Annotated in this window: 11 protein-coding genes and 1 pseudogene; 5 read left to right on the top strand and 7 right to left on the bottom strand. The window is 71.9% G+C overall.

The features are described from left to right. Nucleotides 1–158: 158 nt before the first annotated feature. The 3 genes from VB059_RS08550 to lipB form a co-directional block, all read right to left on the bottom strand. Nucleotides 159–938, bottom strand: a complete 780-nt coding sequence (locus tag VB059_RS08550; RefSeq protein WP_323421593.1) for a DUF4191 domain-containing protein — start codon at nucleotides 936–938, stop codon at nucleotides 159–161. Nucleotides 939–1098: 160 nt separating this feature from the next. Then, complete coding sequence (gene lipA, locus VB059_RS08555) at nucleotides 1099–2079, bottom strand: lipoyl synthase (RefSeq protein WP_323421594.1); 981 nt, start codon at nucleotides 2077–2079, stop codon at nucleotides 1099–1101. A 148-nt stretch (nucleotides 2080–2227) separates the two neighbouring features. Further along, a complete protein-coding gene (gene lipB, locus VB059_RS08560; RefSeq protein WP_323421595.1) occupies nucleotides 2228–3064 on the bottom strand; it encodes a lipoyl(octanoyl) transferase LipB in 837 nt (278 codons plus the stop codon). Between the two features lie 191 nt (nucleotides 3065–3255). On the opposite strand from lipB, the gene coaE reads away from it, so the two are divergent. Then, nucleotides 3256–4446, top strand: coding sequence for a dephospho-CoA kinase (gene coaE, locus VB059_RS08565; RefSeq protein WP_323421606.1), 1191 nt, complete (start codon nucleotides 3256–3258; stop codon nucleotides 4444–4446). A gap of 133 nt (nucleotides 4447–4579) precedes the next feature. Here the strand turns inward: coaE and sucB are convergent, their stop codons facing one another. The 4 genes from sucB to VB059_RS08585 form a co-directional block, all read right to left on the bottom strand. After that, nucleotides 4580–6334 carry a 2-oxoglutarate dehydrogenase, E2 component, dihydrolipoamide succinyltransferase gene (sucB, locus tag VB059_RS08570; protein WP_323421596.1) on the bottom strand — a complete coding sequence of 585 codons (1755 nt, stop codon included), beginning with the start codon at nucleotides 6332–6334 and terminating at the stop codon, nucleotides 4580–4582. Between the two features lie 153 nt (nucleotides 6335–6487). Further along, a complete protein-coding gene (locus tag VB059_RS08575; RefSeq protein WP_323421597.1) occupies nucleotides 6488–7996 on the bottom strand; it encodes a leucyl aminopeptidase in 1509 nt (502 codons plus the stop codon). Between the two features lie 131 nt (nucleotides 7997–8127). Next, nucleotides 8128–8331 carry a hypothetical protein gene (locus VB059_RS08580; protein WP_323421598.1) on the bottom strand — a complete coding sequence of 68 codons (204 nt, stop codon included), beginning with the start codon at nucleotides 8329–8331 and terminating at the stop codon, nucleotides 8128–8130. 7 nt (nucleotides 8332–8338) lie between these two features. Further along, nucleotides 8339–8902 (bottom strand): DUF3043 domain-containing protein, encoded by a 564-nt coding sequence (locus VB059_RS08585; RefSeq protein WP_323421599.1) that lies wholly within the window; start codon nucleotides 8900–8902, stop codon nucleotides 8339–8341. Nucleotides 8903–9270: 368 nt separating this feature from the next. Between VB059_RS08585 and VB059_RS08590 the strand changes: the two are divergent. From VB059_RS08590 to erpA, 4 genes and pseudogenes are all read left to right on the top strand, one after another. Then, nucleotides 9271–10020: pseudogene (locus tag VB059_RS08590) on the top strand (PspA/IM30 family protein); the annotation flags it as partial. 224 nt (nucleotides 10021–10244) lie between these two features. Next, nucleotides 10245–10529: a PspA-associated protein PspAA gene (gene pspAA / locus VB059_RS08595; protein WP_323421600.1), complete on the top strand. Its 285-nt coding sequence runs from the start codon at nucleotides 10245–10247 to the stop codon at nucleotides 10527–10529. A gap of 91 nt (nucleotides 10530–10620) precedes the next feature. Next, nucleotides 10621–11775, top strand: coding sequence for a glycerate kinase (locus VB059_RS08600; RefSeq protein ID WP_323421607.1), 1155 nt, complete (start codon nucleotides 10621–10623; stop codon nucleotides 11773–11775). 236 nt (nucleotides 11776–12011) lie between these two features. Further along, nucleotides 12012–12362: an iron-sulfur cluster insertion protein ErpA gene (erpA, locus tag VB059_RS08605; RefSeq protein WP_323421601.1), complete on the top strand. Its 351-nt coding sequence runs from the start codon at nucleotides 12012–12014 to the stop codon at nucleotides 12360–12362. The last annotated feature ends 69 nt before the right edge of the window (nucleotides 12363–12431 follow it).

Genomic DNA, 12431 nt, shown 5'->3' on the forward strand with positions numbered 1-12431 from the left:
ATCCGGGCCGGTCCGCTCGTACGGCGCCCGCTCGTACGGCGCCCGCTCGTCGGCGTGTCCGGCAGGTGCCGTACGGAGAGCGTCCACGGGCCGCTCGGGCGACGCCGGTTCGAAGGACGCCGGTCAGGCCAGCGCCCGGTCGGTAGGAGCCGGCGGGCTCAGCGGCCGCGCAGTGCGCGCTTGCTGCCCTTCACCTGGCGGGCGTTGGTGGGCATCGGCCCCTTCGGCATCGGCACCCGGGGACGGACGGCGTCGAGGGCCTTCACCCGCGAGGTGACCTCGGTGATCTGGTACTTGTCCAGCGACTTCGGCAGCTTGCGGATGTGCTTGGCGAGGTCGTCGAGGGACACCTGGCCCTCCTTGTCGCCCATCTGGATGACCCACACCGGCAGGTCGGAGATGAGCTGGGCGTGCTTGCGCTCCTCGGAGGCGAGCAGCGTCCGGAGCCGGCCCGGCTCACCCTCACCGATCAGCACGACGCCGGAGGGGCCGATCACCCGGTGGACGAGATCCTGCTGGCGGGTGCCGGTGATGCCCAGTTCGTGCGTCCACACCTTGTCGTTGAGCATGCCGAGGGCCGCGGCGGCCGAGCCGACCTGCCCGCGGGCCTGTTCCAGGGTGGCCTTCTTCATCCGCTGGGTCAGCACGAGGACCGCCAGGGCGAGGCCGGCCATCGCCCCGGTGATGATCCACAGCACGTACCCGCCGCGGAGCAGGACAGCGACCAGCACGGCGATCAGGATCGGCACCACGAAGGCACCGATCATCCATGGGGTGAGCTGCTTGTCGACCTTGGCCGTCGCCTTGTAGGCGTACGTGATCTGCTTCCACCAGCCCCAGTCGCGGGGGTCGTCGCTGTTGCGGCGGCGTTGCTTCTCGGCGCGGTGTGCAGCCTTCTGCTTCGCGGCCAGCTCCTTGGCGGCCTCACTCTTGGCCATCAGTCATCCCTTGCTGTCGTCGTGCTGTCGGATCGGTGGACGTACGGTCGGGCCCCGGACCGGGGTGAGGCGTACATCGCGTGGCGCGGCGCACGAGCCGCACCGTATGTGTAGCAGACCGGTGTACGTCGCCGGCGGCCGGTCCGCCGGTCAGGGGCGGTCAGCCCCGGTCACCGCTGGTCGGGTTGACGCCATGGATCTTCATCACCGCGCCGCCGTTGCCCCGGGCCTCGGTGGCCTGGCGGTAGAGCCGCCCGGCGCGGTAGGAGGAGCGGACCAGCGGGCCGCTCATCACGCCGGTGAAGCCGATCGCGCGCGCCTCGTCGGCGAACGCGTCGAACCGCTCCGGGGTCACCCAGCGGTCGATCGGGTGATGGCGCTCCGAGGGCCGCAGGTACTGGGTGATGGTGATGATCTCGGCGCCGGCGTCGTGCAGGTCGCGCAGGGCCGCGGAGACCTCGTCATCGGTCTCGCCCATGCCGAGGATCAGGTTGGACTTGGTCACCAGGCCCGCGGCCCGGGCCCGGGAGAGCACATCGAGGGAGCGCTCGTAGCGGAACGCGGGGCGGATGCGCTTGAAGATCCGCGGGACCGTCTCGACATTGTGGGCGAACACCTCGGGGCGCGCGTCGAACACGGTCTGCAGCGCGCTCGAGTTGCCCTGGAAGTCGTCGACCAGGAGCTCGACGCCGCAGCCGGGGACCAGCTCGTGGATCTGGCGGCAGGTCTCGGCGTACAGCCAGGAGGCGCCCTCGGGGAGGTCGTCGCGGGCGACACCGGTCACGGTCGCGTAGTGCAGGCCCATCTTCACCACCGACTCGGCCACCCGCCGCGGCTCGTCACGGTCGTACGCGGACGGCCTGCCGGTGTCGATCTGGCAGAAGTCGCAGCGCCGCGTGCACTGGTCACCACCGATGAGGAAGGTGGCCTCGCGGTCCTCCCAGCACTCGAACTGGTTCGGACAGCCGGCCGACTGGCACACCGTGTGGAGCTGCTCGGTCGTGACGAGGTCCTTCAGCTCACGGTAGTTGGGGCCGAACCTGGCGCGGGTCCTGATCCACGGCGGCTTCTCCTCGATCGGGGTCTGCGCGTTGCGGACCTCGAGGCGGAGCAGCTTGCGTCCCTCTGGTGCGATGGTCACCCACCGGAGTCTACCTGTCACCCGGGTGGGTGGGCCGTTCCCCGCCGGGGTGCTGGACATCGGACGGACAGACCCGTACGACACGGCGGGGGCGGCGGCATGCCGCGCCTGGGGTGTCGCGCGATCGGACCCGTACGTGACTCTCGGGTCAGACGGTGAGCCCGTAGGTGACGCCCGGGGTGGCGGGGCGCCGCACGTGTGCGGTCTGCGGGTTGTACTCGTGTTCCTCGCCGACGTCCGGGGACGCCTCGTACGGCTGGTAGGCCAGCATCTCGTCGAGGTGTGGTCGCACCATCGCCGCCAGCTCGGCCAGGCTGGGGCAGGAGCCGAGCTCCCGCGCGATGCTCGTCACACCGGCGTCGCGGATGCCGCACGGGATGATCCGGTCGTACCAGCTCATGTCCATGTCGGCGTTGAGGGCGAAGCCGTGCATCGTGGTCTTGCGGGAGACCCGGATCCCGATCGCGGCGATCTTCCGCTCCGGCTGGGGCACGATGCCACGCGCCGGGTCGCCTGCGGTGGCGCCCAGCCAGACGCCGGTGCGATGCGGGACGCGGCCGGCGGTGATGCCCAGCTCGGCGAGGGTGCGGATCAGTGCCTCCTCGAGGCGCCGGACGAAGTCGACCACCCCGATGCCGTTGGCCGGCAGCTTCACGATCGGGTAGCCGACCAGCTGGCCCGGGCCGTGGTAGGTGATGTCACCGCCGCGGTCGACATCGATCACCGGGGTGCCGTCGACGGGCCGGTCGGCCGGGTCGGTGCGCTTGCCCGCGGTGTAGACGGGGTTGTGCTCGAGCAGCAGGACGGTGCCACGGTCGCTGCCGTCGACGACCCGGGCATGGATCCGCCGCTGGAGTTCCCAGGCCTGGTCGTAGTCCGTCTTCTCCGTACGATCGGGCCACAGCCCGAGGGTGCGGTAGGTGATGCCGAGCGGGGACACGACCGAGACATCGGCCCCGGGAACGTTGATCGGGGAGACGGGCATGCGGCCGAGTGTACGCGCCGGGTCGGCTCCGACCCGGCTCTCGCACCGCCTCCGGGACAGCCGTCCGGGCGCGGCCACCCGTGGCCCGGCACCCCGGTACGGGCGTCCCGGACACGGCGTCCTCGGCACGCCCCGGCGCCGCCGCCCGCAGGCGCTGTCCGCGGGGCGTGTCGTAATCTGCGGGTGTGCTGATGATCGGGCTGACCGGCGGGATCGGATCGGGCAAATCGACCGTGGCCCGCCTCCTCACCGACTGCGGGGCCCTGGTGATCGACGCGGATGCGCTGGCGCGAGAGGTCGTCGCGCCGGGGACACCCGGTCTGGCCGCGGTCCGGGACCGTTTCGGGGCCGGGATCGTACGACCGGACGGGACCCTGGATCGCGCCGCCCTGGGTGCGGTGGTGTTCGCCGACCCGGCCGCCCGGCGCGACCTCGAGCGGATCACCCATCCGCTGATCCGTACCCGCACCCGCGAGATCATCGCCGCGGCTCCGGTGGACACGATCGTGGTGCACGACATCCCGCTGCTGGTGGAGACCGGCGTCCAGGCGCACTACCACCTCGTCGTGTCCGTCGACGTGGACACCGAGGAGCGGGTCCGGCGCCTCGTCTCCTCCCGGGGCATGACCGAGGCCGACGCGCGTGGCCGGATCGCCCACCAGGCGTCCCGTGAGGAGCGTCTGGCCACCGCCGACGTGGTGATCGACAACAACGGCGCGCCGCAGGCGCTCGAACCGCAGATCGAGGCGTTGTGGCGGCGCGCCGTGACCTTCGAGGACCACCTGCGTCGGCGCGAACCGGTCCGCCGGCCCGAGCGGCCGGTGCTCGTCGTCGCTGATCCGGCCTGGCCCGACCAGGCGCGCCGGCTGCTGGGGCGGCTCCGCTACCGGCTGGCCCCGCTGCTGGGCGAGGACCTCGCGCTGCACCACATCGGCTCGACGGCCGTGCCCGGCCTGGCCGGGGCGGACGTCATCGACCTGCAGATCGGCCTGCCGTCACTGCTAGACGCTGATCGGGCGGACGTCCGCGAGGCGCTGGATCAGCTGGGGTTTCCCCGCGACGAGGGGGCCGATGGGGATCCGGCCGACACCGCGGGGGGGTGGCCCGAGTGGTTGCACCTCTCATGCGATCCCGGCCGGATCGTCCAGCTCCGGCTGCGCCCGGTCAGCTCGCCGGCCTGGCGATGGGCGCTGCTCCGCCGCGACTGGCTGCGGGCCGTGCCGGACGTACGCGAGGAGTACGCGCGGTTGACGCGTGAACTGGCGGCACGTGAGGCGACCACTGTGGCGTACGCCCGGGCCGAGGAATCGTGGTGGCGGGCCGACGCCGCCCGGGCGGAGGAGTGGGCCTCCGCGACATCGTGGCGGATCCCCGCTGCGTGAGGGCCCCAGGAATGACCGGCTCGTCGGATGAGCCGTCCCGCCCGGGCGCGAGCCTCCGAAACGGTGCGAGCCTCCGAAACGGCACAGGGCCCCGGGATCATCCCGGGGCCCTGTGCCGTCGTCTCGACGAGGGTCAGGCGTCCACGCCGAACTCGGCGCCGAAATCGCCGTCCTCGAGGCGGTCCTTGATGGCCACCAGGAACCGTGCCGCGTCGGCCCCGTCGATGATGCGGTGGTCGTACGACAGGTTGAGGTACATGATGTCGCGGATCGCGATGGTCTCGCCGAGGTGCTTGTCGACCAGCACCACCGGACGCTTGACGATCGCGCCGGTGCCCATGATCGCCGACTCCGGCTGGTTGATGATCGGGGTGTCCCAGAGGGCGCCGACCGAACCGTAGTTGGTGATCGTGAAGGTGCCACCGGACAGCTCAGCCGGGGAGACCTTGCCCTCACGGGTCCGGCTGCCGATGTCGGCGATCGCCCGGGCGAAGTCGGTGACGCTGAAGTCACCGGCGTTCTTGAGCACGGGGACCATCAGGCCCTTGGGCGTGTCGACGGCCAGGCCGAGGTTCTCAGTGGCCGGGTAGGTGATCGTCTTGTCGTCCATGTTCACGGTCGCGTTGACGATCGGGTACTTCTGCAGCGCCTCGATGGCGGCCTTCGCGATGAACGCGAGGTAGGTGAGGCCGACACCGTACTGGGCCTTGAAATCGCTCTTGACCTGGGCCCGGATCCGGGTGATCAGGGTCAGGTCGACCTCGACGGTCGCCGTGAGCTGCGCGGCGACGTCCTTCGAGTCGCGCATCCGACGGGCGATCGTCTGGCGGATCCGCGACATCTTCTCGGTCGTGCCACGCAGCGGCGAGACTTCGTGGGCGGTTCCGGCGGCGGCCGCCGCGGCCGGGGCCGCCGGGGCGGGGGCGGCCGCCGCCTTGGCTGCCTCGAGCACGTCCTGCTTGCGGATACGGCCACCCACACCGGTGCCGGTGAGGGTCGACAGGTCGACGTTGTGCTCAGCCGCCAGCTTACGGACCAACGGCGTGACGTACGCGGCCTCGGCGATGTCACCACCGGCCGCGCGCGGCGCGACCGACCTGGTCGGAGCCACCGGAGCCGGCGCGACGGGAGCTGCCGGAGCAGCGGGAACCGGAGCAGCGGGAGCGGCCGGGGCCGGGGCGGCGGGTGCTGCCGCGGGGGCCGGTGCTGCCACGGGGGCCGGTGCTGCCGCGGGTGCGGGAGCGGCGGGTGCTGCGGGGGCGGGGGTGGCGTTCGCGTCGCCGATGATGGCGAGGACTGCGCCGACCTCGACGGTCTCGTCCTCGGCGACGCGGATCTCGAGAACGGTGCCGGCGACGGGGGAGGGGACCTCGGTGTCGACCTTGTCGGTGGAGATCTCGACCAGCGGCTCGTCGACGGCGACGGTGTCGCCGACCTTCTTGAGCCAGGTGGAGACGGTGCCTTCGGTGACGGATTCGCCGAGGGCGGGGAGGGTGACCTCGGTGCCTTGGGCGGGCCCGGCCGGCGCAGCGGGAGCCGTCGCGACGGGAGCAGCCGGAGCCGGAGCGGCGGGAGCAGCCGGAGCCGGAGCGGCGGGAGCCTCGGCCACCGGGGCGGGGGCCGTCGGCGCCTGGGCAGCGCCGGCCTCGCCCGGCTCGCCGATGATGGCCAGGACTGCGCCGACCTCGACGGTCTCGTCCTCCTGCACCCGGATCTCGAGAACCGTGCCGCCCACCGGGGATGGGACCTCGGTGTCGACCTTGTCGGTGGAGATCTCGACCAGCGGCTCGTCGACGGCGACCGTGTCACCGACCTTCTTGAGCCAAGTGGAGACGGTGCCCTCGGTAACGCTTTCCCCCAGGGCCGGGAGAGTTACAGAAGTCGACATGATCGCTTTGGACTCCTTCGGAACGGTGACGACGCAGTCAAGTACGTCGTTACCCTACCCGCAGGCGCCCGCAGCGGGAACGACGTTCCGACGACTCACCGGGGGCGTCCTGCGGCCCGGCACACCGGGTGTCCGGGCCGCCTCACCTGCTCGTCACTCCATGGTCAGTGCGAGCTCGACCAGGGTGCGCACCCCGGCGCCGGTGCCTCCGACCGAGAGGTACCCCTCGGCGCCCCCCTCGCGCCAGGCCGGGCCCGCCACGTCCAGGTGGGCCCAATTGCGCTCGCCCGCGAAGTGCTCCAGGAACGCTGCGGCCACCTGCATGCCCAGGTAGCCGTCGGTGCCGGACGAAGCCATGTCCGCGTACGGGGTGTGCAACTTGTCGCGGGCCTCGTCGGTCAACGGCAGCTGCCACATCGTCTCGCCGCTCGCCTCCGCCGCGTGCAGCAGCCGCCCGGCGACGACGTCGCTGCTGGCGACCAGCCCGATGGTGTTCAGCCCGAGGGCCCGCATGCAGGCGCCGGTGAGGGTGGCGATGTCGACCACCAGGTCGGCGTCGTCGTCCGTGGACGCCGAGAGGCAGTCGGCCAGCACCAGGCGGCCCTCGGCGTCGGTGTTGGTGACCTCGACCGTCGTGCCGTCGTGCATCGTCAGCACGTCCGAGGGCCGGTAGGCGGTGCCGGACGGCATGTTCTCCGCCATGCCGGCGTACGCCACCACCTCGACCCGCAGGCCCAGGTCGGCGATCGCCCGGGTGGCGGCCATCACGGCCGCCGCACCGCCCATGTCACACTTCATCGTCATCATGTGGCCGGCCGGCTTGATGTCGATGCCACCGGCGTCGAAGGTCATGCCCTTGCCGACCAGCACCAGCTTCTGGGTGGCGTTGGCCGGGGAGTAGGCGGCGCGGACCACCCGCGGGGCGTGGGCCGAACCGCTGCCGACGGCCAGGATGCCGCCGAAGCCCTCGGCCGCCAGCTGCTGTTCGTCGCGCACGCCGACCGCCACCGGTGCGCCGTCGAACCACTCGGTGACCGCCGCCGCGAACGTCTCGGGATAGAGCAGGTTGGCCGGGGTGTTCACCCAGTCGCGCGCCCGGGCGACGGCCGTCGAGACGGCCACGGCCAACCGGGTCGCGGCCGCGTGGTCCTCGGCGTACGCGTCGAGCACGACGATCTCGGCGATCCGGGCGCCGGCGGGCTCACCGACCGGGTGGATCGGCTCGTACGTGCCGAGCAGGGCACCCTCCGCCACGGCCCGGACGGAGTCGAACACCGACATCGGCATGATCACCGCGTCCTCGTGCAGAGACACCGCGACCCGGACGGCGTCCCCTGCGCCGACGCCGGCGGCGATGCCGCGCAGTGCGGACCCCGCTGCCCGGCGCAGCAGCTCAGGGGTCGGCGCGCCCGTGCCCAGCCCGACAGCGATCACCCGGGAGCCGCCCGCGAGGCGGCCGAGTGCGGTGATACTGCCCACCGTGGTCCGCTTCTCGGCGCCCACCGCAAGGAGATCCAGGTCCAGGGCCGAGGTGTCGATCCCGTCGGGCAGACCGTAGACGGTGCCCTGGTCCGATGACAGTCGCGTCCCCACGACCAGGTAGTCGATCCCGTCAGGGAGTTCCTCCGCCAGGCGCAGTCCGGGCAGGGTCGTGATGTTCACCGTGGTACCTCTCACGTCGACAGTCGTACGTGTCCTCCGGGGCGGTGGCCCGGGACGTACGTCGGTGCGACGGAGTCACCGCGCACCGTTCCGCCACGCTAGTCGGCCGCGCCAACCCGGGGGCCGGTGGGTCAGGCGCTCAGCGCCATCGGCCCGTAGACCAGGGTGTTCCCGTCGAGCAGGCTGACGGACTCGACGCCCGCCTCGTCCAGGTCGGTCCAGTGCTCGGAGAACCACTCCTCGGCAGCGGCCTGCGTGGCGAAGGTGGCGGTGAGGCCGAGCTCCGCGGCGGTGTCGTCGTCGAGGGCGGGGTCGGTGGTCCAGCTGAACGCCATGGTCGTCTCAGATCTTGTCGCCGCGATTGACCCGGGGGGCGGGGATCCGCCAGCGGCGGATCTGCAGGCACCGGTTCATCCCGTACATGAACAGCCCCTTCTTGGGGTAACCAGGGTGGCGCTGCTCGAGGAGCCTGGTGAATTGGCGCCACATGATCGTGATGTCGACCAGGACCGCCAGCACGATCAGGTAGAAAGCGATCATCACGTAGTTCGCCAGCGACGGGTTCTTGCCCACGATCAGGCTGGTGGCCAGGGTGAGCAGGAGCAGGGGCATGACCACCTCACCGAGCCGGAAGCGGGAGTCGACCACGTCGCGCATCAGGGTCCGGCCGGGATCGGAGTCACGCTTGGCCAGCTGCTCCTGCCGCATCCGCCGATCGCTCTCCGCGTCTCGCCGACGACGCTCCTTCTTCGTCAGCGTGGGGTTGACGCGGGCACGACGCGCGGCCTCCGCTTCCTTGCGGGTGGGGGTGGGGCCCTCCTTCTTGCGGTGCGCGGTGGGGGTCGGCGGTGCCGTCTCCGTTGCGTCCGTCTTGGCGGAGTCGTCCTTTTTGCTGAACAGTCCCACGTCGGTCCTTCTCGTCCGTTGCCGCTTCCCGGACGCACTCAGGTGGCGTACGTCCTGCCCCGGTCCAGCGCCCGTCGGGGAGACGGCGCATGGTCCGACCCCAAGACTAGCCGTCCGCGCCTGCCGGAGCGCACACCGGACGGCCGTCGTACGACCTGCAGCACGGGGTGGCCGACGGTCGGCACGGGATGATCGACGGTCGTCCGGGCGGCCGATCGCTCGGACCTTGCCGGGCCGTCGGCCCTCCGGGACCTCACCCCCTGGGCCCGGAACTGCAGTGTCGGGGTCTCGTGTCGGGACACCTGACCCCCTAGGCTGGTCGGCGTACGCACGACCCGAGTGCCCAACGGAAGGACCAGGGACCGTTTATGAGTGGCATCTTCCAGAGAATCTCGACGATCTTCAACACCAAGGCCAACAAGGCTCTTGACCGGATGGAAGACCCGCGCGAGACCCTCGACTATTCCTACGAGCGCCAGCTCGAGCTGCTCCGCAAGGTCCGCCGGGGTGTCGCCGACGTCGCGACCAGCCGCAAGCGGGTGGAGCTCCAGGCCAACCAGCTGGGGCAGCAGGTCGACAAGCTCGACCAGCAGGCCCGCCGGGCCCTGGAGATCGGCCGTGAGGATCTTGCCCGTGAGGCGCTGACGCGCAAGTCGGCGCTGACCTCCCAGCTCGCCGACCTGCAGGCCCAGCACGCACAGCTGCAGGAAGAAGAGGAGAAGCTCGTCCGGGCCTCCCAGCGCCTGCAGGCCAAGGTCGACGCCTTCCGGACGAAGAAGGAGACGATCAAGGCCACCTACTCCGCCGCCGAGGCGCAGACCCGGATCAGCGAGGCCTTCTCCGGGATCGGCGAGGAGATGGGTGACGTCGGCCTGGCGATCCAGCGCGCCGAGGACAAGACCCTGCAGATGCAGGCCCGGGCCGGCGCGGTGGACGAACTGCTCGCCTCCGGCGCCCTCGACGACGTCACCGGATCGGCGCAGGACGACCTCACCCGCGAACTCGACCAGTTGGCCTCGACCTCCCAGGTCGAGAACGAACTTGCCGCGATGAAGCAGCAGCTCGCCCTCGGTGGCGCGCCCGCCCCGACCCAGCAGGCCATCGGCCAGGGCAACGGCGTCGTCGGCCAGCCGCAGCAGCTGCCGCCGGGACACGCCCAGCAGGTCCCGCCGACCCAGCAGGCCCCTGCCCAGCAGGTGACCCAGGCCCAGCAGATCCCCACCCCGGACCAGCAGTGGACCGTCCCGGCGCAGCAGCTGCCCCCGCAGCTGCCGGTGCCGGACCAGCCCTTCGGCCAGCCCACCCCCGCGACCCCGGAGTCGCCGCGGCAGGAGGAACAGCAGTGATCGTCCGTATCCTGAACGAGGGCCAGTTCCGGCTCTCCGACGAGGCGCTCGCCTCGCTCAATTCCTTCGACGACGACGTCGAGCAGGCGGTGAACGCCGACGACCAGGCCGCGCTCACCACCGTGCTGCACGCCCTGCTCGACGATGTCCGGGCCCGGGGGGAGCGCGTGCCCGACGACGCGCTCGCCGACTCCGACCTGATCCTCCCCGACGCGGAGGCGACCGTGGCCGACGTCCGGGCCTGGCTCAGCGACAGTGAAGAAGGGCTGATCCCTGACTGATCCGGCGGCCGGGGATCGCACGCCGGAGGATCGGCCGGCCGGCCGGCGCCGCCCGCTGCGGGTCGCCTTCGTCACCGATCGGATCGGAGCGCTGTCCTCCGCCGAGGCGGGGGCGGCCCTCGCCACCGGATGGCGCTCCCGACGCCCCGACGACGACCTCGCGGTCGTACCGTTCGGAGCATCGGGCGCCGGCCTGGCGGAGGCGTACGCCGAGCTGTCCGGGGTGCCGCTCGGCCTGTTGCCGTCCGGTGAGCCGACACCCTCCGGTGAACCGACGCCGCGCGGAGCAGCCGTGACCGACCCGGGCCGGCACCCGGCGCCCGGCGGGCGGACGGCACCGGGGCAGACCCTGCTGCTCGAGGTGGCCACCCCTGACACCGTCCTGGTAGGAGTGGAGACCGCTGCGCCGCAGGGCGGGACGGGTCTCGACACCAGCCGGGACGCGAGTTCGCGGGCCTGGGGCGAGGCCATCGTCCGAGCCGTCTCCGGCCGCGGCCACGTCGGCACGCTCGTCGTCGACCTCGGCGGCTGCTCCGCCCGGGACGGCGGCGCCGGCCTGCTCGGCGCGCTGGGTGGCGCGGCCGATGTCCCGCTCGACCGAGGGGTCGCCGGACTGGCCGGGATCACCACGCTCGACCTCACCGCGGCCCGCCGTACGCTCGCCGGGGTCGACCGGCTGGTCGCCGTGGTGCCCGCCCGCCAGGCCGATCGAGTGCTCCTCGGCATGCAGGGTGTCACCTCCCTGCACGGTGCGGCACTGCGGGAGGAGGGGCTTCCCTGGGATCCCGCCGACCTGCTCGCCGCCGACGCGAGCCTGGGACGCCTCGCCGCACTGGCCGCTCCGGGATTCACCGATGCTCCCGGGCTCGGTGCCTGCGGTGGCGTCGCGTCCGGGCTGGCGGCCCTCGGGGCCGCAGTGATGTCGGGTTCCGAGTGGCTGGCCGGCGAGGCCGACCTGCGGGCGACGCTCGGCGCCGCCGACGTCATCGTCACCGGGACCGGCGCGTACGATTTCGCGCACCGCGGTGGGGAGACGGTCGGGACGGTCGTCGAGCTCGCCGCGGCGGCGATGCGACCGGTGGTCGCGGTCGCCGCCTTCGTCACGATCTCCGCGCGTGAGATGCGTGCCCACGGCCTCGAGGCGGCGTACGCCGTGCGCGAGGGGGTGCCGGGGCAGACCGTCGACGTCACTCCGGAGGACCTCGTCCGGATGGGGAAGCGGGTGGCCGGCACCTGGGCCGGCTGACGTGGCGACCCCGGCCGGGGCCGTCCAGGACGGGTCCGGCGCCCGGATCGGGGGGTTGGAAGCCCCCGAAGGTCGGCCTAGACTGATGACGCGGTTGCCCGGTCAATCAGATCGCCGGACGACCGGAAACCACACCGGATGACACGTCGGAATGACACCACGCCGGGACGACAGCACACCGGAACGACAGGCAGATCCGCACGCGTGACGGGTGGGACGGCCGGAGGAGAAGCGATATGACCGTGCAGAACGAGACCTTGGCCCAGGGCATCATCCTGACCAGCGGCGCCGCCGCGAAGGTGAAGGCACTGCTGGAGAACGAGGGCCGCGACGACCTCGCCCTGCGCATCGCCGTGCAGCCGGGCGGTTGTTCCGGCCTGCGCTACCAGCTGTTCTTCGACGAGCGCGAGCTCGAGGGTGACATCGTCAGCCAGTACGACGGCGTCAGCGTCGTGACCGACCGGATGAGCGCGCCCTACCTGTCCGGCGCGACCATCGACTTCATGGACACCATCGAGCAGCAGGGCTTCACCATCGACAACCCGAACGCGCAGAGCTCCTGCGCCTGCGGCGACAGCTTCCACTGATCCGAGCCTGTTGCAGCACGTGCCGGATCCCGGCACGTGTGCCACCCGGGGCCCCGTCCGTCAGGACGG

Source organism: Raineyella sp. (assembly GCF_034933565.1).
Taxonomy (GTDB): Bacteria; Actinomycetota; Actinomycetes; order Propionibacteriales; family Propionibacteriaceae; genus Raineyella.

What these genes read in the sequence shown, in the direction of transcription:
- VB059_RS08550 (WP_323421593.1), bottom strand. Translation starts at nt 938, where the DNA reads ATGGCCAAGAGTGAGGCCGCCAAGGAGCTGGCCGCGAAGCAGAAGGCT.
- lipB (WP_323421595.1), bottom strand. Translation starts at nt 3,064, where the DNA reads ATGCCCGTCTCCCCGATCAACGTTCCCGGGGCCGATGTCTCGGTCGTG.
- coaE (WP_323421606.1), top strand. Translation starts at nt 3,256, where the DNA reads ATGATCGGGCTGACCGGCGGGATCGGATCGGGCAAATCGACCGTGGCC.
- sucB (WP_323421596.1), bottom strand. Translation starts at nt 6,334, where the DNA reads ATGTCGACTTCTGTAACTCTCCCGGCCCTGGGGGAAAGCGTTACCGAG.
- VB059_RS08580 (WP_323421598.1), bottom strand. Translation starts at nt 8,331, where the DNA reads ATGGCGTTCAGCTGGACCACCGACCCCGCCCTCGACGACGACACCGCC.
- erpA (WP_323421601.1), top strand. Translation starts at nt 12,012, where the DNA reads ATGACCGTGCAGAACGAGACCTTGGCCCAGGGCATCATCCTGACCAGC.